This window comes from Corynebacterium nasorum (genome assembly GCF_022345765.1).
Classification (GTDB): domain Bacteria; phylum Actinomycetota; class Actinomycetes; order Mycobacteriales; family Mycobacteriaceae; genus Corynebacterium; species Corynebacterium kefirresidentii.
This window is the reverse complement of sequence record NZ_JAKRDR010000008.1, coordinates 26,548-45,258: the sequence shown is the minus strand read 5'-3', so window position 1 is coordinate 45,258 and position 18,711 is coordinate 26,548. Positions and strand designations below refer to the sequence as shown.

The window sequence follows — 18,711 nt, the reverse complement described above, 5'->3', positions numbered from 1 at the left end:
TTGCGAACTTGTCCGCACTACCGCGCAAAGGAGGCTGAAACGATGCCATCCGTACCTTCACCCTTTAGGGGCCGCAAGAAACCCGAGCCTCCAAGTAAGCCCACCTCCCTGCCGGTACCGCCGGAACGCGCGATTGAACACTGCCGCGTTTTTGTTGATGGCGAGTCGCTTCCCGGTGAATACTCCACCAGCTCTGCTTTGGAAGCTATCGAAGAATATGGTCGTGGTTTTATCTGGGTGGGCCTGCACGAGCCCTATGAGTCTCAGATGACCAAGGTAGCCTCACAGTTTGGCATCCACGAACTCATCGTGGAAGACGCAGTTATGGCGCACCAGCGCCCCAAACTCGAACGCTACGATGACCAGCTCTTCGTCGTCGCCCGCTCCGTGAACTATCGCGACCACGATGAAGTAACGGATAAGCGCCAAATCATTTCCACCGGTGAGATCCAGATGATCATGGGCTCCAACTTCATCATTACCGTGCGCCACGGGGCAAAGCTTCCCAACTTGGCCTACACGGTGGAAGATGAGCAGGATCTGGTGGAGCTTGGCCCAGTGGCTATGGCCTGGAAGATCCTGGATATGATGGTGGACCGTTACTCGGAGATTTCTCGTCTCATCAGCATTGAGGTCGATGAGCTGGAAGAAGAAATCTTTACCCCTAACCTCAAGTTTGATGTGGACCGAATTTACATGTTCAAGCGCGAGGTGCTGGAGATGAAGCATGCCATTGACCCACTGTCGGTGGCGCTTAAATCCATGGTTTCTGATCACAAGGATCTGATTTCTAAGCAATTGCGCTCGTATCTGCGCGACGTCAACGACCACGAGCTCGTAGTCAAGGACCAGGTCTCCAGCTTCGATGAGCGCCTTACCTCGCTTATCGATGCCTCGGTGGCCAAGGTAACCATGCAACAAAACTCAGATATGCGCACCATTTCCGCAGTCGTTGGCATGTGGGCCGCACCCACCCTGGTGGCAGGTATCTACGGGATGAACTTCGACATCATGCCGGAGCTGCATTGGGCTTTGGGCTACCCCATGGCGATTGTCATCATGGTCTTGGTCGTTCTCGGGCTCTGGGCCTGGTTCCGTAAGAACCACTGGCTCTAAAGACTGCGGTACGCTCCTATACTATGAGCGATATCACTGTCTATGGTGCCACCGGGCTTGTCGGGCAATTGGTGGCGCGCTATCTTGCCTCGATTAACGCGCCCTCTGTGACTCTGGCCGGCCGGAACCGACCGGTGCTAGCCGCGCTGCGCGATGAGCTCAACCCGCACTGGGACATTGCCATCGCCGCCGCGGACGATGCCTCCGCTGTAGAGCGCATGGTGGAAGGTACCCAGGTACTGATTACCGTGGTGGGCCCCTACAGCCTTTATGGGGATAACGTCCTTGCCGCCTGCGCGCGGCATGGCGTGGACTATGTCGACCTGTGCGGTGAGGTTCCCTTCATTCGCCACAGCATCGATTCCCACCATGCCGAGGCTGAATCCACAGGTGCGCGCATCATCCATTCCTGCGGCTTCGATTCCGTGCCTTCAGATATCGGGATGCTCAACCTTTATAAGGCCGCAGCAAAGCCTTTTGCGCGGGTTGAAATGGTCGTAGACAAGCTGAAAGGCGGGATCTCGCCGGGCACCATCGAATCTTCCCTGCAGGTCTCGCTCGCTGCGCACGCCGATAAGGGTGTTGCCCGCAACCTGCATAATCCCTACTCCCTCGATCCAGATCCGAAGGCTGGTCCACGCTTGGAAGGACTCCAGCGGGACTTTGAGGTCAAAGAGTTGGATGGCGTTGGCTGGGTGGGCCCATTTTTCATGTCCATGTTCAATACCCGCGTGGTGCGCCGCTCCAACGCTCTGCTTGGGCGGGCGTGGGGCAAGCGCTTGTTTTATAAGGAAGCGTGGTTTACAGGGACTGGGCTAGCCGGTCGTGCACGGGCCTATGGACTGGCACTCGCCACCAAGCTGCTTTTTGATGGCACCCAATCACGCTTGCGCCCCGTGGTGGAAAAGGTCCTGCCCACGCCTGGGCTTGAGGGCGCACATTTCCACATCAGCCACCACGGTGTGACTGAGGACGGCGAGCGCTGGCTTGCAGCCGTCTCAGCGCAGGGGGACCCCGGCTACGAGGTTACCGCCATGATGCTGAGCCAGGCTGTACTCTGCCTACTCGAATCGCGCACCGACTCTGACCGCACAGGAGGCGTGCTTACCCCGGCCACCGGACTAGCTGAGCCGTATTTGGAACGGCTATCCTCCCACGGGATGTCCTTTACTGCCAAGCGGGTGAGCTAACGCAAAATCATGGTGCGCAAAGTGGTGCGGGCAATGAGCTCCCCGCCCTGGCGCATCTCAACGCTCCACAGGTGGGTGCGCCCGCCAAGCTGCACTGGTGTAGCCACAGCCTCCAGTTCCCCCTGTCCCGTAGAGCGGATAAAGTCGCTGGAATTATTCACTCCTACTGCGGGGGCGTCGGCAGCCACCACGCTCGCGATGGAGGCCACGGTTTCTGCAATGGAACAGTACAGCCCGCCATTGGCCACTCCCCAGGGCTGATGATGTTCGGGCTTAACCTGCAGTTTCGCGCGCGCCTCGCACGGGCCTATATGGGTAAATTGCAGCCCTATCAATTCCGCAAGGCCGCCATTGAGGGCATTAAGTGACGCCAGTTCTTCTGCAGTGAGTACCCGCGTATGAGCGAGGTGAAGCAAGTCATTGAGTTTCTGCGTATCCGACATAGTCCACCAGCCTAGCCATTGATGCCAGCACCGCATCCCAGTGACGTAGGATAGGCAGCATGACTGATAAGAATGAACTTGCTCAAATTGGCGTCGTGGGATTGGCGGTCATGGGATCTAATTTGGCCCGTAACTTTGCCCGCAACGGCAATACCGTAGCGGTATACAACCGCAGCCCTGAAAAGACCCATGCGCTCATTGAGGCTCACGGTGAGGAAGGCAATTTCGTGCCTTCGGAGACCATCGAGGACTTCGTGGCTTCTTTGGAGCGCCCACGCAAGGCAATCATCATGGTTAAGGCTGGCAAGGCCACCGATGCGGTCATCGATCAGCTGGCTGAGGCCATGGATGAGGGCGATGTCATTATTGATGGCGGTAACGCGCTGTTCACGGACACCATTCGCCGCGAGAAGGACGTAGCCGCCCGCGGCAAGCACTTTGTGGGTGCTGGCATCTCTGGCGGCGAGGAGGGTGCGCTCAATGGCCCGGCCATCATGCCTGGTGGCCCCAAGGAATCCTGGGAGACTCTTGGCCCGATTCTTGAGTCCATCGCCGCCAATGTTGATGGCACTCCATGCGTTACCCACATTGGTCCAGATGGCGCCGGCCACTTTGTCAAGATGGTCCACAATGGCATCGAATACGCCGATATGCAGGTCATCGGCGAGGCTTATCAGCTACTGCGTTACGGTGCAGGCATGGAGCCGGCCGAGATCGCAGAGGTATTCCGCGAATGGAACTCGGGCGACCTTGACTCCTATCTCATTGAAATCACCGCCGAGGTTTTGGCCCAAAAGGATCCGGAGACTGGTGCCCCGCTTGTCGACGTCATCGTGGACGCCGCCGGCCAAAAGGGCACCGGCCGCTGGACTGCCATCAATGGCTTGGAGCTCGGTGTTCCCATTACCGGCATCGCCGAATCGGTCTTCGCCCGCGCGCTTTCCTCCTCCACCGCGCAGCGCAGCGCTGCCCAAGAAGGCCAGCTGCCTGCCGGCACTATCAAGGAGCTGGACGTGGACAAAGCCGCGTTTATTGAAGACGTGCGCCGCGCCCTTTATGCGGCCAAGCTCATTGCTTACTCCCAAGGCTTCGATGAGATCAAGGCTGGATCCGAGGAATTCGGATGGGATGTGGACCCTCGCGACCTAGCTACTATCTGGCGTGGCGGCTGCATCATCCGGGCCAAGTTCTTGGATCGCATCCGCGCAGCCTACGACAATAATGCAGACCTTCCTGCCCTCATCCTCGATCCTTACTTCAAGGGTGAGCTGGAAGACCTCATCGATCCGTGGCGCCGAGTAGTCGTCGCTGCCACTCAGCTGGGCCTACCGGCCCCAGTCTTTGCATCTTCCCTCTCCTATTATGACAGCCTGCGCGCCGAGCGCCTTCCCGCCGCCCTGATTCAAGGCCAGCGCGATTTCTTCGGCGCACACACCTTCAAGCGCACCGACAAGCCAGGTACCTTCCACATCGAGTGGTCTGGCGACCGCAGCTTGACCCAAACCGACTAGATTCGTATTGCTTTAATGGGGCCCTTCGGGGCCCTATCCCATATTCAGCAGGCGCTTCCACACGAATGCGGCGATCCGCCTTATTGCCGATAGTATGGGTAAACAATGACTACCTTTGCCGATCTCGGCTTACCCCAGCGCCTAGTGCACGTATTGCGTGACCAAGGCATCACCGAACCATTTCCCATCCAAAGCGCCGCGATTCCCGACGTCCTCGCAGGCAAAGATGTCCTCGGCCGCGGCCCTACCGGTTCCGGAAAGACCTTTACCTTCGGTTTACCCATGCTCGCGAGCCTTGCCGGAACGGGTGCTTCCAAGCCCGCTCATCCCCGTGCGCTCATTCTTGCGCCAACCCGGGAGTTGGCCACCCAGATTTACCAGCGTCTTGATGAACCTGCGGCAACGCTTGGCTTGAGAGTTCTCGCCGTGGTGGGTGGGGTAAATATCAATCACCATATCCGCTCGCTGGCACGCCCCGTCGATGTTCTCGTCGCCACCCCTGGCCGCGCCCAAGATCTCATAAACCAGGGAAAGCTGCAATTGGATGCGGTCCGCATCACCACCCTTGATGAGGCCGATCAAATGGCCGATATGGGCTTTCTACCCCAGGTACGCAAACTCCTGCGGTTGACCCCAGCAACAGGTCAGCGATTGCTGTTTTCGGCGACCCTCGACGGGGACGTCAATAAGCTGGTGGAGCAATTCCTCCACGATCCTATTGTCCACTCCACTGCTCCGGTTCAAGCTGCGGTGGACTCCATGTCCCATCATCTCTTTTTCGTCGGTGACCGTCCGGCGCGGAATGAAGTAGCCTTGCGAATTGCTGCTCGCCAGGGCAAAACCATCATGTTCATGCGTACGAAGCACGGGGTGGATAGGCAAGTCAAAAAGCTGCGCCGTGCTGGCATCAATGCTTATCCGCTACATGGAGATAAGGGGCAAGGCGCGCGCACCCGCGCCATCGAGGGCTTTAGCGATGGCAGCGTCCCCGTGCTGGTTGCCACAGATATTGCCGCGCGCGGTATCGATGTTGCGGATGTTTCCCTCGTCGTTCATATCGATCCACCCGCAGAACACAAGGCATATCTCCATCGCGCTGGGCGCACGGCACGTGGCGGCGCGGCGGGGACCGTCGTTACTTTGGTCATGGATGAACAACGCAAGGAAGTATCAGCGCTTATTAACAAAGCAGGGGTCACGGCTACTGAGCACGATATTTCTAGCCGCGATAATCCTGCAGGTGCACCTGTACTCAAGGAGGTAACGGGTGCTCGCAAACCGAATGGTCCCGCCCTTCCCCCGCCTGGGCAGGCCACGCCCCAGAACCAAGCGAAGCCCGCAAAGAAGAAATCCCCATCTCAACGCCGCCGCCCAGGTAGTAGAAACACCCGTCGCCGCGGCCGCTAAGACAAGGAGGAATGCCCTCGTGCACACTTTGAGCCCGGATGATTGGCAAGCTCAGCTGCAACAACACGAAAAGCAAGCCACCGACCGCTTAGAGCGTTTCCGCCACCCTGGCAGCTATCACCCTGTCTTCGATTTTCTCTTTGAGTACTACCCCGTCCGGCCTTCCCACTTGAAGCGTTGGCACCCGGGTGTAGGAATAGCGCTAGAAGGCACTCCCCCACACGCCGAATGGCGCGACTACCACGCCACCCCAGACGGCGTAACCGTCGATGTGGCTGGCTTTCTACAACGCCGCGGTAGCTCGGTTCGTTATATCTCGAATCTTCTTCGCCACTCTGCAAGCAACCCCGCCCACTTTGACTGCTTTGGCCTGCACGAATGGGCGATGGTTTACCACACAGACACCCCGCGCCATTCGCTTCCTTTGCGCCTAGGTGCAGAAGGCACAAACCGCGTTGTGGATGAACACTCAATTAAGTGCTCCCACTACGATGCCTTCCGTTTCTTCACCCCACCAGCTCGTCCGCTTAACCTCACCGTGCTGCACCGCGAAGACCAGCCCGCAAATGACCAAGCGGGCTGCGTACACGTCACGATGGATCTTTATAAATGGGCGTGGAAGCTAGGCCCTTTGGTTCCCGGCAAGCTATTCCTTGACTGCCTAGATTTGGCGATTGAAGCACGCATCCTAGACATGGAGGCCTCTCCTTATGACTGCCGTGATTGGGGTCTCGGGGTAGTGCCCATCGAAACCCCTGAAGGCAAAGCCGAATATGTCTCTCGGCAGCGTTCCCTGGCGCAGAAGGCCGAACCGCTGCGAGCCAGGCTTGTCGCTGTGATAGATCAGGCACTCGCCCCGCTACAATAAGCCACTAACAACGGCAGTTTGCTTGGGAGGAACACACCACATGGCACGGCATTCAAATGGGAAAAATACCTTCGCAGTAGCGGGATGGGTTATTGCAGTGGCTGTCATCGCGCTTCTGGCCATCATCGCCTTGGTGACCTTCCTCGTGCGAGGTATGGACAACGCCGATGAGAACGATGCCGCTGCTCCCGCAGCTGTTGAAAGCAGCAGCGAGGCTACAACGGAGATGACCACGAAAACGACCTCCAGTGTCCCCACTTCCGCCGCGCCTACCAGTTCTTCCTCTCCACGGAGCTCCGCCCCAGCTCCTAGTTCCGCAGCACAACCCAAACCCGATCTAACGATGGCTGCAAATACCCTACTTCTTTTGGATACTTCCTCCTCAATGGCTCCCATCTACGGTCCTGTCTCCCAGGCCTTGGGCACCACCGCGTCTGACCTAGCTGCTGACGGCGGGGCTGTGTCCTTGTGGAATTATTCTTCACCCATCTCTGAGACGGCAACGGTTGGCTACCGCCAGAACTTGGGTTTTGGGGATGGCAATGCCGTATCCGGCACCCTCGGCGGCTTTGGTACCGGCGGTGTTCCACAAACGCGCAGCGCTGTTGTAGCGGCTGTAGCTAACGCTGCCGACCAAGCTGCAGGTAGCGGCGACAAGGCGCGGGTGCTCGTGGTGACTACAGGTACCGAGCAAGACATGGATGATGCTCAATTTACGGCTGCACTTAAGGACGCTGCTTCGAAGGACGTTTCCCTCAGTGTCGTGCACGTAGGTGAAGGCAACGTGGATGCAGCTCTAAAGTCCGCAGCCGATAGTTTCACCACCGTTGACTCAGCGGAGGAAGCCAAGCTTACTGGCGCTATAACTAAGGCCGCAGGCGTTTAATATCCAACCGCCCTTTCCCTCGGCACCAAACGATTATGTTGGGTGCCTTTATTTCTATCTCCATAGAGGTACCGACAGCTAGGCACAGGTGGCACTTCAATAATCGAGCCCGTGTTAAAAGCCGGATTGAAGCGCCTTGGGCTAGGGCCCAGCGACGCGAAGAGATAAAAGGTTCCGAGGGGCGCTTAACGTAGGCTGCTCGTTGTTTGGAGATCAAAAATCCACCCTATTTCCCCGTGAGCCGGGAAATAGGGTGGATTCTTATGTTCAAAGCCTAGGAGCTCTTGCGCTTGCGACGGGCAGCAAGCTCGTCGAGCCCGACGACGTTGTCCTCGGCGAAGTCTTCGATGCGTTCCGAAGGGAAAGAAGAAATGGTACCGGACAGTTCCTTCAAGATACCAGGAACTGCAATGCCAAAGACGCCCTGGCCACCGGCAAGCAAGTCAATTACCTCATCGTTAGAACGGCACTCATACACGGTGGTGCCATCTGATACGAGGGTGAGCTCTGCCAAATCATTGACACCACGATCCCGCAGGGACTCAACGGCCAAACGGATATTTTGCAGGGAAATGCCGGTATCTAGCAGGCGCTTAACAATCTTGAGTACCAATACATCCTTGAAGGAATACAGGCGCTGGGAACCAGAACCACGTGCCGTTCGAATGGACGGATTCACCAAGTTGGTGCGTGCCCAATAGTCCAGCTGGCGATAAGTAATGCCGGCAACCTGGCAGGCAATAGGCACGCGGTAGCCCACTTCCTCATCAGGTCCGACATCAAAAAGTGATTCCTGTACGTAGGTGGATTCGGACTGGGAGTCCTCGATAATGCTCACGTAATTACTCCAATGGGGTTTGTTGGAAGTTCTAAAGATCAATTAAAAGCCAAGCGCATGCACCCGTCAAGCGCTGCCTGCTCAACTTTCAAGTACAACTTTAGACTTCTAGAACCACATTGTCACCATTAGTCACACGCGTGTCATTAACTTTTTTCTTCATCATCCCCCGAAAGGAAATCCTTTTCTTCCATTCCCAAAGATCTCATCATGGCCTCGAAATCCGCATCTGCCTGCGCATTCCCTGATGCCGATGTGGAAGACTCCGCGTTTTCGCTGCCAGTTTCCGAATCATCTTGAGAAGGGGTAGAAATCTCCAAGTCGAAATATTCTTTCAGATCCGCATCACTGGCATAAACGGATACCTGCGCGAGGAGCTCCGCCTCGGCAGAAATGGGGACATTGAAAAATTCGGATACAGCTAGCGCATCGCTAACCCGAGCATCATAAGCCTCGCCGTTCGCAGCCTTAATGTCTACCATGAACGTTCCCTGGTGGTAGTTGGCAACGTCTATGGATTCCACCCCGCCTGTTGCCTCAAGGATCTCGCAGATCAGATCGTGCGAGTTGGGCCGGTTTGGCTGGTGCCCATCTAAAGCGGCGGCCAATTGCATGCCCTCAATGGGAGAAATCCACACGGGGATCAAGCGATTTTCCTCTGGCCAGCGCAACAATGCGCAGACATCATCTTCAGGACCGACTTGGTGGATTCCGTGGAACTCTAGGGTTACATCACTCATGACTACCACTCTCCCACAAAGATGGAATTGGTGGTGTATTAAGCCTGGTATTCGTCACGTAGGTCTGATTTCACCAGGGTCGCATGCAAAGACACCACGAGCGCGGTCATCTGCTGGGAGATTTCTTCCGCCTTCTGGTGTGCAGTATCAGAGTTTGAGTGTGCCACTGGAGCTGCGGCCTGGGAAATCAGGTCAGCCTGCCGGCGCGCGTTATTGCGCAGGGACTTAAGCTCACGGGCACCGAAACCAAAAGCCTTGAGGGCCACGGCGGCTGAGACAATAGCCACGTCATCGGTATTGAAAAACCCAGCAGCATCTGGGCGAATGAGGCCGTACTTCACTAAGGATGCGACGTCATCTTCACTGGACCCCGCCTGCGTGGCTACCTCTACATCAGTCAAACGCGTGACGACAGGGGCCTTAAACTGCTGCGGGGACAGGAGGGTTTCGGCATGGCCCGCAGAAACAATGGCGGTGACCTGACCGGAATCCATGGCCTCTAGCTGCTCACGGATAACCTTTAGCGGCGTATAGTTATCGCGCTGAGTGGTGAGAATATAACGCAGCCGGTCCACGTCTTCTTGGGTGAAGCGGCGGTAGCCCGAGGCCGTGCGCTGCGGGCTAATAAGCCCCTCTGATTCAAGGAAGCGAATCTTGGACACCGTGACGTCTGGGAATTGCTGATTCAGCGTCTCCAAAACCACGCCAATGGACATAGTCTTAGCCTTTTTAGCTTTGGGGCTGGTACGGCGTACTGCTGCTGCCGAAGAATCTGCTGCGCTCACTGTGTCTATCTCTTAGGGGTCCTGAAAAAAGTTCTTATCGTGCCATACGTAGACTACACCGCCCTTCCTCGAACGGAAGCGCGGCTGGTCTACGAAAGAATTAGCTCTGGTTAGCGATGAAAACCAAACGGAACTTGCCAATCTGGATTTCATCTCCCACCTCGAGCACCTGGGAGTTGCGTGGCTCGCGGTTCACGTAGGTTCCGTTGAGGGATCCCACGTCAACTACCTCAAACTTGTCATCATCATTCTTGCGGAATTCCGCGTGACGGCGGGATACCGTAACGTCATCGAGGAAGATGTCCGCCTCGGGATGGCGGCCAGCGGTGGTAGTCGCCTGGTCCAACAAGAAGCGGGCACCCGCATTCGGGCCGCGCTTGACCACCAAGAGTGCCTGGCCCTCTGCCAGGTTATCGGTACCGGCAACGGCAGTCTCGTTGCCATTCGCGCCGTTTTCCATCTCCTTGAGCAGGTCTGCGCGGAATACAGATGTGGTCTCTACCTGTGGTTCCGGGGTTCCGGTGTTCTCGCTCATTGTTACCTCCGGGGATTAGTTACGAGTTACTTATGACAATACTAGCGACTTATTTGGGTCCGCGACCCTTTGGTGGAGATTTATTTCACCGGAAAATGTTTCCGATACCGCTCAGCACGGAATTTCCCTTGCCCGCAAGGGGGTTATCGGAAACCATGTAGGTCCACGTAGCACTCGGGCGGGCTAGGCCGGCGTCATCAAGGTGCGCCCCGGCGGCGTCGATAAGCACTGTGTGGAAGGTTTCCACCGACTTTTCGACGGCCCGCTGGGCCAAGTCCTTAAACTCCCTTACCGCAATGCGGTGGTATTCATCGATCGGCGTCTCGCGGGCGATAGCGCGCAAGTGAATGGACTCACGGACATCGTCCATGAGCTCCAGATGGTCGGCCCATGCAAGGTCCAAGTGATAAAGCATGATTTCGCGTGCGGCCTTAACGCGAGCTTCCTCGGGAACCTCCGCAAGCTCTGCTGCGCGCTCTGGGGCGCGTTGGGAAAGCTCCTGCCAGGCTTGATCGGTATCCAAAAGCTTGGCTCGGCGCTCATCAATGATGATGCGTTGATCAGCTAAGAGCTGATTGTACTTCCATGTCTGGGCATGGATCTCGAGCAATTGCCCTTCGGTCACGCGCTGGCAGTGCGCTACAAAGTCACTGACCCGTTTGGACTCGATACGTCCGTCCTCGGCCGGTTGGGCGCGGACAGTTTCGCCGTCGCCGCCTTGCTGAACCACGTCATCCTCCAAGGAGACAAAGAAGAGGGAAAGCCCCGGATCTCCTTGCCGGCCCGCACGCCCGCGCAGCTGGTTGTCCAAGCGGGCGGTGCGGTGCCGCGAGGTACCGATGACCGCTAGGCCGCCAAGCTCCGCTACTGCGTCATGGTCGGCCTCACTAGCGCCGCCCAACTTGATATCAGTACCACGACCGGCCATCTGGGTAGAAACGGTAACGCGCCCGATATCTCCGGCCTCGGCGACTATCCGCGCCTCTTGCTCATCATTTTTGGCGTTGAGGACATTGACCTCAATGCCCCGCTTGCCCAGTGCATCTGCCAAATCCTCCGATTCGGCGACATCCTGCGTGCTCACCAGGATGGGTTGCCCCGTAGCGTGGATGGCGGCGATTTCTTCCACGATAGCGGCAGATTTATCCTCGACCGTCGCAAAGATACGGTCTTGTTCGTCAAACCGCTGCAGAGGCTTATTACGGTCAATAACAGAGACGTGCAGACCGTAGAACTGGCGCAGCTGATCGGTTGCCTCCACCGCGGTGCCCGTCATCCCGCACACCAGTGGGTAGCGCCGCATAAGTTCTTGCAAGGTGATGGTATCGAGAATGCGCCCACCTTCAGAGACTTCCAGGCCTTCCTTGGCCTCTACCGCCGCTTGCAGGCCATCGGGCCAGCGCTGCAGGTCGGCAACGCGGCCCCGCGAGGCATCGATAAGCTGCAGCTTGCCGTCAACCACAATGTAGTGAATGTCTCGGATAAGCAGCGCTTTGGCATGCAGGGCAAGGTTAACCTTCACCAAAATGGTGCCGATATTCTCCTCGGAATAGAGCGAATCAATGCCCAATTCTTGCTCCACACGGCGCGCACCATCTTCGGTCAATTGAACAGTGCGGCCGTCCTCAGAGATGATGTAGTCCAGCTTTTCGCGCAGGTGGGAAACCACATTGGTGATATGTCCGGTGGGTGCTTCGCCCGGTCGGTTTCCGGCAAGTACCAGCGGCACAAGGGCCTCATCTACCAAGACGGAGTCGGCTTCGTCCACCAAGGCAACATCCCCGGCGGCCTGCACGGTGTGGGAACGGTCAGTGATCTGGTTATCGCGCAGCAGGTCGAAGCCTAGCTCGTTCACGGGCGCATAGATAATATCCTGTGCGTAGGCAACGCGGCGCTCGTCCGGAGTCATGCCCTCTGTTACCGAGGCAACGCTCAGGCCAAAGAACTCCACTACGGGGCGCATCCATTCGGCGTCGCGAGCAGCAAGATAGTTATTGACGGTAACTACATGGACGCGCTTTCCGGTCAGCGCAAAGCCGGTGGCAGCCATGGCACCCACCAGTGTCTTGCCTTCACCGGTGGCCATCTGGATGACGTCTCCGGTGAGTAGGCGCAGGACCGCTTGTGATTGCACGTTAAAGGGGTTCATGCCCAGGGTGCGTTCGCAGGCCACTGCCAGGGCCGCGAGGAACTGCGCCTTGTCCACTATCTCACCGGACTGAACGGCATCGCGCGCGGCCTGGGCCACAGCTGCGTCATCGTGCTGGCTCAATGTCCGGGCAGCTTCGTCTGCCGAACCCACGATGGCCTTGGATTTCTTATTATTACGCTCGCTTTGCGAGCCCATTGCCTTCCAGAACCAATCAAACGCGCCCATGACTCATCCTCCTTAAATGGATTGCTCCTATCGACTGTAGTCAACCTCGTATGGATTGCGGGAAAGAGGCCCGTTATTCTAGTTCTCATGCAATCCGTCAATGTAAAGCTGCCTTCGAGCCGGGGTACTGAGATGGCTGGAACCATCGACTTCCCGGATTCTCCCCCGATCGCCTACGCCATCTTTGCCCATTGCTTCGCCGGCTCCCGCCATACCCCTGGTGCCGCCCGCACCGCGAAGCAGCTCACCGAGTTCGGCATCGCCACGCTGCGCTTTGATTTTCCCGGCCTGGGCCAGTCCGCCGGTGAATTCGGCGATACTACCTTTAGCCAAAACGTCGATGACATCCACGCCGCAGCCGCGTGGCTGACGGAACACTATTCTGCACCCCAATTGCTGATGGGCCACTCGCTGGGCGGAGCCGCCGCTTTGAAGGCAGCTAAGACCATGAAGTCCCTCAAAGCGGTAGCTACCCTCGGCGCCCCGTTTGATCCAGCCCACTCCGTGCTTCACTACGCGGATAAGATTGGCGAGGTCGACGCCAATGGTGAAGTAGAAGTCGTCCTCGGCGGCCGCGGGCTCATCATCTCCCGCAAGTTCTTGGAGGACTTGGCAGATACCAACCCCGAGGAATATCTGCCTAAGCTACGCAAGCCCTTGATGGTGTTGCACTCTCCCATCGACCAAACCGTGGGTATCGATAATGCGCAGAATATCTTCCTCCTCACGCGCTACCCCAAGTCCTTGGTCTCCCTCGACAAGGCCGACCACCTGCTCACCAAGCAAGGTACGGCCGCTCGTGCAGCGGATCTCATCGGGCCGTGGGCCGAGCAGTTTATCGTTCCCGATTACACGCCGGAAGAAGTAGGTACCGACGCCGCTGTTGCGCAGCCGGCTACCGGCACCAAATTCGGCGTGGTCGTGCGCCACAATGACCATAGCCTTAGCGCCGACCGCACTAAAAAGAACGGCGGCAAGGGCAAGGGTTTTACCGCCGAGGGCCTTCTTATGTCTGCCCTCGCTGCGGCGTCGACCCAAGCTATCAAGGAGGCTGGCAAAAAGCTCGCGCTTGACGACGTCCATGTGAGCATCATCCAAACCGGCCCTGCCAGCTTCGAGCGCCGTATCGAACTCGCCGGTAACCTCTCAGCGGAAGAGGTATCAATTTTGCACTCTGCCGCGAAGGATACTGATGTCGAGCGCATGCTAGGCAACGTCACCATCGTGGACGCACACTAATGCCTGCTTATGACTCCTCGCGCCGCTGCCCTTGTGGCACCGGCCTTTCCTACGGCGAGTGCTGCGGCAAGTACCATGCCGGTAGCAATGCGCCCACCGCAGAAGCGCTCATGCGCTCCCGGTTTAGCGCTTTTGTTACCGGCGACGAGGAGTACTTGCTGCGCACGTGGGATCCTGTCACTCGACCTGAGGCCCTCGACTTGGCAGACTCCCCCATTAGGTTCTACCGCCTCGATATCCTAGATACCCAAGGCGGCGGCCTTATGGATAGTTCCGGCGTAGTGGAATTTGAGGCGTTTTATAAGGGAGCAGCTGTCGGTTCGCAGCGCGAACGTTCCTCGTTCCGCCGCTTCGACGGTACGTGGGTGTATTCCACCGGCGAGCTTTAACGCAGGTTACACCCCAAATTTCACAGTAGAATCCTACTGATGTAATCTAGATGAGTCGCACAGTGCGACGGCGGGCTATGGCGCAGTTTGGTAGCGCACTACACTGGGGGTGTAGGGGTCGCAGGTTCAAATCCTGTTAGCCCGACAAATAGCGGCCAGCACCTACACGGTGCTGGCTTTTCTTATACTGCAAGCAAAATCGAGATTCCCAGCGCAATGAGCACCACGGGAAAGAGCACACTCTCCCACTTCTCCAGCGCTTCGGCTATTCCAGGCCGAGTTGCCACAAACCGCGCCGCCCAAACCAGTGGAGCTACAAGCGCGAGAAAGACGGCACAATAAACTGCTACTTCGGCCGGCGTAGAGGTAGTAAAAACGGGCACGTATACGCCGATATTGTCCCCTCCATTGGCAAAAGTGACTCCGGCGACCGCCAGCGTGCTCAGCTTTTTGCCGGAAATATCCTCATCGTCATCCTCACCTCGGAATGCCTGCCACGCCGCCCACAGGCCCAGCAACAACGGGATGAGGCCAAAGTAGCGAATGAGATCGGTCGGTATAACGGCGTTGAAGCCCAATCCGACAACGGAAGAGGCCACCAGTATGCCAAGGAAACCGAGATACTGGCCCATCAGTATCGCGGCAGTTGTTCCCTTGCGCCCAGCACCGCGGGCGAAAAAGAGGGATAGCACTATAGTGTCATCGATATTGGTGGCCACAAATAGCCCAGCGGCCGCTGCGAGAGTAGTAAGCACTCACCCAGCCTATCGCGCCATGACACTTGTCATGAAAATTTCATGACAGATCCTATTCACCATTCTTGCTGGCCCCGAATACCTTTTAGGTATGAGCACGACAGACCTTAGGGCTAAACACACGCCAGCCATAAAAGTATCCGGAGTCAGTAAAACTTTCGCCACGAGGAGCTCAGAGCCGGTCCGTGCGCTGAGCGAGGTTTCATTTAGCATCTCCCAAGGCGAGATCGTAGGGCTCCTAGGCACCAATGGTGCAGGTAAAACCACCCTCTTTGACCTCATCCTAGGGCTCACCACCCCCACCGCAGGCAACATTGCCGTGCTTGGCCGCACCCCACGGGCCGCCGTCCAAGGCTCAGAAATCGGTGCCGTATTGCAAACCGGCGGCCTCCTACCCGAACTCACAATCCTAGACACCCTGCAGATGATGTCCGCCACCTTTCCGCATCCCCTGCCAGTCGGGGATATAGCCGAACAAGCCGACCTCACACGGATCCTTCACCGAAAGGTGGGCAAATGTTCTGGCGGCGAGCAACAGCGTGTACGCTTCGCCCTCGCACTTTTAGGCAATCCCCGCGTTCTCTTGCTCGATGAGCCTACTGCAGGAATGGATGCTAATGCTCGCCACGAGTTCTGGACCACCATGCGCCGCCAGGCAGAGTTGGGACGAACTATTGTCTTTGCCACCCACTATCTGGAGGAGGCGGACAATTTTGCGCAAAGGATTATTCTCCTTCATGAAGGCAAACTACGTGCGGATGCAAGCGCCCAGGATTTTCGCGAGCATTCGGCCCAGCGCATTGTCGAGGCGAGGTTCGCAGGGCCAGTCCCCTCTACAGACGAGCTACCGATTTCTGCCGAGATTTACCAATCCGGCGACTACGCCCGCATGGTAACCAGTGACTCTGATGCGCTTGCAAGATACCTCCTTAACCACACCTCGGCGCGCGACATCACAATTCGGAACCGCTCCTTAGAGGACGCATTTTTAGCGATGACTGCGCCCCAACCTTAACCAGCCACTTCTAGTAAACCTTTGCACAAGGAATCTCCCATGACGATAAAACCTGCAACCACCACTGCACGAACCCTGCGGTTTGCTGCCCATAACCTGCTGCGCCTGCGTCGAAACTTCACCCCGATATTTTTCAGCACCATTTTGCCGGTGTTTTTCTATCTCCTCTTCGGCGCCATGATGGACTTTGGCGATACCCCCTTTAAAGGAGGTAATTATGCTGCCTTAGAAATGATCAGCATGGCACTCTACGGCGGCGTCGCTGGTTCCGTTGCAGCCGCTGGCTCCGCCGTCACCGATGCCAAGACTGGGTGGGCACGCCAACTAGCGCTTACTCCATTACGCTCACGCCAGCTGCTATGGGCAAACCTCATATCCATCGGCTTTCAAGCCCTGCTACCCATTACGGCAGTATATTTGACTGGCGCCGCTACACATGCGGAAATGCAGCCACACCAGTGGATCTTAAGCTTCATTTCCTGCCTCCTAGTTTCCATTCCCTTGGGCTTCTATGGCTTGGTGTGGGCAATGGCGTTGCCCACCGACAACTCCGTCGCAATCGCCTCGACGTCTGTCGTTCTTTTTCTTTTCGCGGCGAATGTGTTCACACCGCTGACCAAGCCGCTAATGGAGTGGGGCCGCTTCACTCCCCTTTTCGGTCCAGCTGTACTAGCCCAGTGGCCTCTGGCAGAAGGAAGCCAGTTTCTCAACGGGGATGAAGGCACGATTACGCACCCGTTGTGGATGGCGTGGCTAAACTTCACGGTATGGACGACAATCTTCCTGACCGCGTGTCTCCTGCTACGCTCCCGCGACAAAGCTCGGCGCTGATGTCATCTCTCCGAGAGCCATTCCGCGGTTTCAGCCTCAAAAGTGCGCTTTTTGCCAGTGTGTGGTTAGTCTTCCTCATTCCCGGACTGGGGAGCACTTTTGCCGCGCCGGGGATGACCCTTACTAATCAAACCGGGGCCCTTTCGTGCGCTCTAGTGTTCGGTCTTGTCTATTTCTTCGCTTTCGGCGCTGGAGGCTACTACCCCCGCGGATGGCGGGTAGAGCAGCGAATCGGGCTGTATTGGTTTGCACTTGCAGCCATCGCGGTATTGTCGACTGTCTTCTTCGGGAGCATTGCCGTCATTTTTGCGCCGTACTTGGCGGCATTGCTCGGCTTTAACCTTCCTTTGCGCCACAGCTTAGCGTTCACCCTTCTTACAGGGACTGTGGTGGCTGCTGCCACTTGGTACCTTACGCCCAAAAATATCGGCTGGGTCCTCATCGTCCTTTTCGCTTGGCCAATATTTTTAGTGCTGCTCGGCACCTTTTCCCAGCGTCAAGATAGTCGCGCAGAGCTAGAACGCCGATTGGAGCTGGCACGCCAGCGCGAGGATATTGCTACCGATGTTCACGATCTCTTGGGGCACTCTCTTACCGTGATTAATCTTAAGTCCGAGCTGGCGCGCCGGCTAATAGATACGGATCCACAGCGGGCAAAGCAGGAACTGCGAGAGGTAAGTGAGCTTTCTCGCCGAGGTCTGGCGGAAGTCCGCTCCACAGTGACTCGGATGCGCATGCCCACCTTTGAAGGCGAAATCCACGCCGCTCGGAGGGCGCTCGAAACCGCGGGTATTGCGCCCTATTTGCCTTCGGCTACCAAGGCCACTGGTCTTTATGACGCCGAATTTTCCTGGGCGCTGCGCGAATTGACCACCAACGTGGTCCGGCACTCCGGTGCCACCCATTGCTGGGTCCAAGTGACAGACCACCAACTGCAGGTAGCAGACGATGGCTGCGGATTCGGTGCAGAAGAAAGCCTGTTCCGTCCCCAAGGAGGGCTTAGTGGTCTGCGCAACCGCGTGACAAAAGCTGGCGGGCAGCTGCTTTTTGCGCGCCGCAATGACTGCACGCTCGCCTTGGTTACTATGGACGGAGACAACGACTTTCTTCCTCTTAGCACCGACGGAGGTGTAGGCGATGCCTGAAACCATTCGAGTTCTCATTGCTGAGGATCAATCATTGGTGCGAGGGGCGCTAGTTGCTCTCTTGGAAACAGAGCCAGACATTAGCGTTGTAGCACAGTGCGCAACGGGTGTGGAGGTTGCGGGGCTCGTCGCCAAGCATAGCGTCGATGTTGCTCTGCTGGATATTGAAATGCCCGGCAAGAACGGGCTAGATGCCGCCGCTGAGCTGCAAGGCACGGGCTGCCGCAGCCTCATAGTCACTACCTTCGGCCGCGGTGGCTACGTGAAACGGGCGCTGGAGACCGGGGTTTCCGGGTTCGTAGTCAAAGATACCCCGCCAGAAAAACTAGCCGAAGACATTCGGCGGGTGCACTCCGGGCTTAAGGTCATTGACCCAGCACTCGCCCAAGAGACCATTTTCATTCGGGAAAATCCACTGAACGCACGCGAACAGGAAGTCGCACTTCTCGCCTTGAAAGGTAGCAGCACTCACCAGATCGCCCGCAAGATCCACCTGAGCAATGGCACGGTACGCAATATTGTATCTTCGCTCATCGCTAAAACCGCGGCTGAAAATCGCTTTGAGGCAGCAACTATTGCGCAAGCACAAGGCTGGCTTTAATAAAACGCGGCCCCGGTGCTGAAATCCCCCTGTTGCTTGT

19 protein-coding genes and 1 tRNA gene are annotated in these 18,711 nt (G+C 57.2%); 13 read left to right on the top strand and 7 right to left on the bottom strand.

The genetic code is table 11. From position 1 onward, the window contains the following. Positions 1-42: 42 nt before the first annotated feature. Together MHK04_RS07250 and MHK04_RS07245 are read left to right on the top strand one after the other, a co-directional pair. Positions 43-1,116 carry a magnesium and cobalt transport protein CorA gene (locus tag MHK04_RS07250; protein ID WP_239208339.1) on the top strand — a complete coding sequence of 358 codons (1,074 nt, stop codon included), beginning with the start codon at positions 43-45 and terminating at the stop codon, positions 1,114-1,116. A gap of 23 nt (positions 1,117-1,139) precedes the next feature. Beyond that, a complete protein-coding gene (locus MHK04_RS07245; protein ID WP_239208338.1) occupies positions 1,140-2,306 on the top strand; it encodes a saccharopine dehydrogenase family protein in 1,167 nt (388 codons plus the stop codon). Here the strand turns inward: MHK04_RS07245 and MHK04_RS07240 are convergent. Next, positions 2,303-2,749 carry a PaaI family thioesterase gene (locus tag MHK04_RS07240; RefSeq protein WP_200287512.1) on the bottom strand — a complete coding sequence of 149 codons (447 nt, stop codon included), beginning with the start codon at positions 2,747-2,749 and terminating at the stop codon, positions 2,303-2,305. The genes MHK04_RS07245 and MHK04_RS07240 overlap by 4 nt on opposite strands. Before the next feature lie 59 nt (positions 2,750-2,808). Here MHK04_RS07240 and gnd point away from each other — a divergent pair, with 59 nt between their 5' ends. The 4 genes from gnd (at position 2,809) to MHK04_RS07220 (ending at position 7,421) form a co-directional block, all read left to right on the top strand. Next, positions 2,809-4,260: an NADP-dependent phosphogluconate dehydrogenase gene (gene gnd / locus MHK04_RS07235; protein ID WP_239208337.1), complete on the top strand. Its 1,452-nt coding sequence runs from the start codon at positions 2,809-2,811 to the stop codon at positions 4,258-4,260. Between the two features lie 105 nt (positions 4,261-4,365). Beyond that, a complete protein-coding gene (locus tag MHK04_RS07230) occupies positions 4,366-5,667 on the top strand; it encodes a DEAD/DEAH box helicase (RefSeq protein ID WP_239208336.1) in 1,302 nt (433 codons plus the stop codon). Positions 5,668-5,686: 19 nt separating this feature from the next. Beyond that, positions 5,687-6,535: a hypothetical protein gene (locus MHK04_RS07225; RefSeq protein ID WP_023021582.1), complete on the top strand. Its 849-nt coding sequence runs from the start codon at positions 5,687-5,689 to the stop codon at positions 6,533-6,535. Between the two features lie 40 nt (positions 6,536-6,575). Further along, the gene (locus MHK04_RS07220) at positions 6,576-7,421 is read left to right on the top strand and encodes a hypothetical protein (protein WP_200287516.1); all 846 of its coding nucleotides are present in this window, start codon (positions 6,576-6,578) and stop codon (positions 7,419-7,421) included. 274 nt (positions 7,422-7,695) lie between these two features. On the opposite strand, the gene MHK04_RS07215 is transcribed toward MHK04_RS07220, so the two are convergent. From MHK04_RS07215 to secA2, 5 genes are all read right to left on the bottom strand, one after another. Then, positions 7,696-8,259, bottom strand: a complete 564-nt coding sequence (locus MHK04_RS07215) for a MerR family transcriptional regulator (protein WP_023021584.1) — start codon at positions 8,257-8,259, stop codon at positions 7,696-7,698. Positions 8,260-8,405: 146 nt separating this feature from the next. Beyond that, positions 8,406-8,999, bottom strand: coding sequence for a bifunctional nuclease family protein (locus MHK04_RS07210; protein WP_239208335.1), 594 nt, complete (start codon positions 8,997-8,999; stop codon positions 8,406-8,408). A 38-nt stretch (positions 9,000-9,037) separates the two neighbouring features. Then, entirely contained in the window at positions 9,038-9,784 is a 747-nt protein-coding gene (gene ftsR, locus MHK04_RS07205; protein ID WP_034655346.1) for a transcriptional regulator FtsR, read from the bottom strand. A gap of 100 nt (positions 9,785-9,884) precedes the next feature. After that, positions 9,885-10,319 (bottom strand): oxoglutarate dehydrogenase inhibitor Odhl, encoded by a 435-nt coding sequence (odhI, locus tag MHK04_RS07200; protein ID WP_023021587.1) that lies wholly within the window; start codon positions 10,317-10,319, stop codon positions 9,885-9,887. Between the two features lie 85 nt (positions 10,320-10,404). Further along, on the bottom strand, positions 10,405-12,696 hold the full coding sequence (gene secA2 / locus MHK04_RS07195; protein WP_239208334.1) for an accessory Sec system translocase SecA2: 2,292 nt from the start codon (positions 12,694-12,696) through the stop codon (positions 10,405-10,407). A gap of 87 nt (positions 12,697-12,783) precedes the next feature. On the opposite strand from secA2, the gene MHK04_RS07190 reads away from it, so the two are divergent. The 3 genes from MHK04_RS07190 to MHK04_RS07180 all read left to right on the top strand — a co-directional run bounded on the left by MHK04_RS07190 (position 12,784) and on the right by MHK04_RS07180 (position 14,469). Next, on the top strand, positions 12,784-13,935 hold the full coding sequence (locus MHK04_RS07190) for a bifunctional alpha/beta hydrolase/OsmC family protein (RefSeq protein WP_239208333.1): 1,152 nt from the start codon (positions 12,784-12,786) through the stop codon (positions 13,933-13,935). Then, positions 13,935-14,324, top strand: a complete 390-nt coding sequence (locus MHK04_RS07185) for a YchJ family protein (RefSeq protein WP_023021590.1) — start codon at positions 13,935-13,937, stop codon at positions 14,322-14,324. Before MHK04_RS07190 ends, MHK04_RS07185 begins: the two co-directional genes overlap by 1 nt. A gap of 71 nt (positions 14,325-14,395) precedes the next feature. Beyond that, positions 14,396-14,469, top strand: a tRNA-Pro gene (locus tag MHK04_RS07180). A 37-nt stretch (positions 14,470-14,506) separates the two neighbouring features. On the opposite strand, the gene MHK04_RS07175 is transcribed toward MHK04_RS07180, so the two are convergent. Further along, positions 14,507-15,079: a cadmium resistance transporter gene (locus tag MHK04_RS07175; protein WP_239208332.1), complete on the bottom strand. Its 573-nt coding sequence runs from the start codon at positions 15,077-15,079 to the stop codon at positions 14,507-14,509. A 91-nt stretch (positions 15,080-15,170) separates the two neighbouring features. Here MHK04_RS07175 and MHK04_RS07170 point away from each other — a divergent pair, with 91 nt between their 5' ends. The 4 genes from MHK04_RS07170 (at position 15,171) to MHK04_RS07155 (ending at position 18,671) form a co-directional block, all read left to right on the top strand. Further along, the gene (locus MHK04_RS07170; RefSeq protein ID WP_200287526.1) at positions 15,171-16,094 is read left to right on the top strand and encodes an ABC transporter ATP-binding protein; all 924 of its coding nucleotides are present in this window, start codon (positions 15,171-15,173) and stop codon (positions 16,092-16,094) included. Positions 16,095-16,133: 39 nt separating this feature from the next. Next, on the top strand, positions 16,134-16,925 hold the full coding sequence (locus MHK04_RS07165) for an ABC transporter permease (RefSeq protein ID WP_200287528.1): 792 nt from the start codon (positions 16,134-16,136) through the stop codon (positions 16,923-16,925). A 155-nt stretch (positions 16,926-17,080) separates the two neighbouring features. Then, positions 17,081-18,070, top strand: a complete 990-nt coding sequence (locus tag MHK04_RS07160) for a sensor histidine kinase (RefSeq protein ID WP_239208331.1) — start codon at positions 17,081-17,083, stop codon at positions 18,068-18,070. Then, a complete protein-coding gene (locus MHK04_RS07155; protein WP_239208330.1) occupies positions 18,063-18,671 on the top strand; it encodes a response regulator transcription factor in 609 nt (202 codons plus the stop codon). The genes MHK04_RS07160 and MHK04_RS07155 overlap by 8 nt, the downstream gene beginning before the upstream one ends. Positions 18,672-18,711: the final 40 nt, after the last annotated feature.

Bases quoted from the DNA above. Each gene is read 5' to 3' on its own strand.
- MHK04_RS07250 (WP_239208339.1), top strand. From the start codon at position 43: ATGCCATCCGTACCTTCACCCTTTAGGGGCCGCAAGAAACCCGAGCCT.
- MHK04_RS07245 (WP_239208338.1), top strand. From the start codon at position 1,140: ATGAGCGATATCACTGTCTATGGTGCCACCGGGCTTGTCGGGCAATTG.
- MHK04_RS07240 (WP_200287512.1), bottom strand. From the start codon at position 2,749: ATGTCGGATACGCAGAAACTCAATGACTTGCTTCACCTCGCTCATACG.
- gnd (WP_239208337.1), top strand. From the start codon at position 2,809: ATGACTGATAAGAATGAACTTGCTCAAATTGGCGTCGTGGGATTGGCG.
- MHK04_RS07230 (WP_239208336.1), top strand. From the start codon at position 4,366: ATGACTACCTTTGCCGATCTCGGCTTACCCCAGCGCCTAGTGCACGTA.
- MHK04_RS07220 (WP_200287516.1), top strand. From the start codon at position 6,576: ATGGCACGGCATTCAAATGGGAAAAATACCTTCGCAGTAGCGGGATGG.
- MHK04_RS07210 (WP_239208335.1), bottom strand. From the start codon at position 8,999: ATGAGTGATGTAACCCTAGAGTTCCACGGAATCCACCAAGTCGGTCCT.
- odhI (WP_023021587.1), bottom strand. From the start codon at position 10,319: ATGAGCGAGAACACCGGAACCCCGGAACCACAGGTAGAGACCACATCT.
- secA2 (WP_239208334.1), bottom strand. From the start codon at position 12,696: ATGGGCGCGTTTGATTGGTTCTGGAAGGCAATGGGCTCGCAAAGCGAG.
- MHK04_RS07190 (WP_239208333.1), top strand. From the start codon at position 12,784: ATGCAATCCGTCAATGTAAAGCTGCCTTCGAGCCGGGGTACTGAGATG.
- MHK04_RS07185 (WP_023021590.1), top strand. From the start codon at position 13,935: ATGCCTGCTTATGACTCCTCGCGCCGCTGCCCTTGTGGCACCGGCCTT.
- MHK04_RS07170 (WP_200287526.1), top strand. From the start codon at position 15,171: ATGAGCACGACAGACCTTAGGGCTAAACACACGCCAGCCATAAAAGTA.
- MHK04_RS07165 (WP_200287528.1), top strand. From the start codon at position 16,134: ATGACGATAAAACCTGCAACCACCACTGCACGAACCCTGCGGTTTGCT.
- MHK04_RS07155 (WP_239208330.1), top strand. From the start codon at position 18,063: ATGCCTGAAACCATTCGAGTTCTCATTGCTGAGGATCAATCATTGGTG.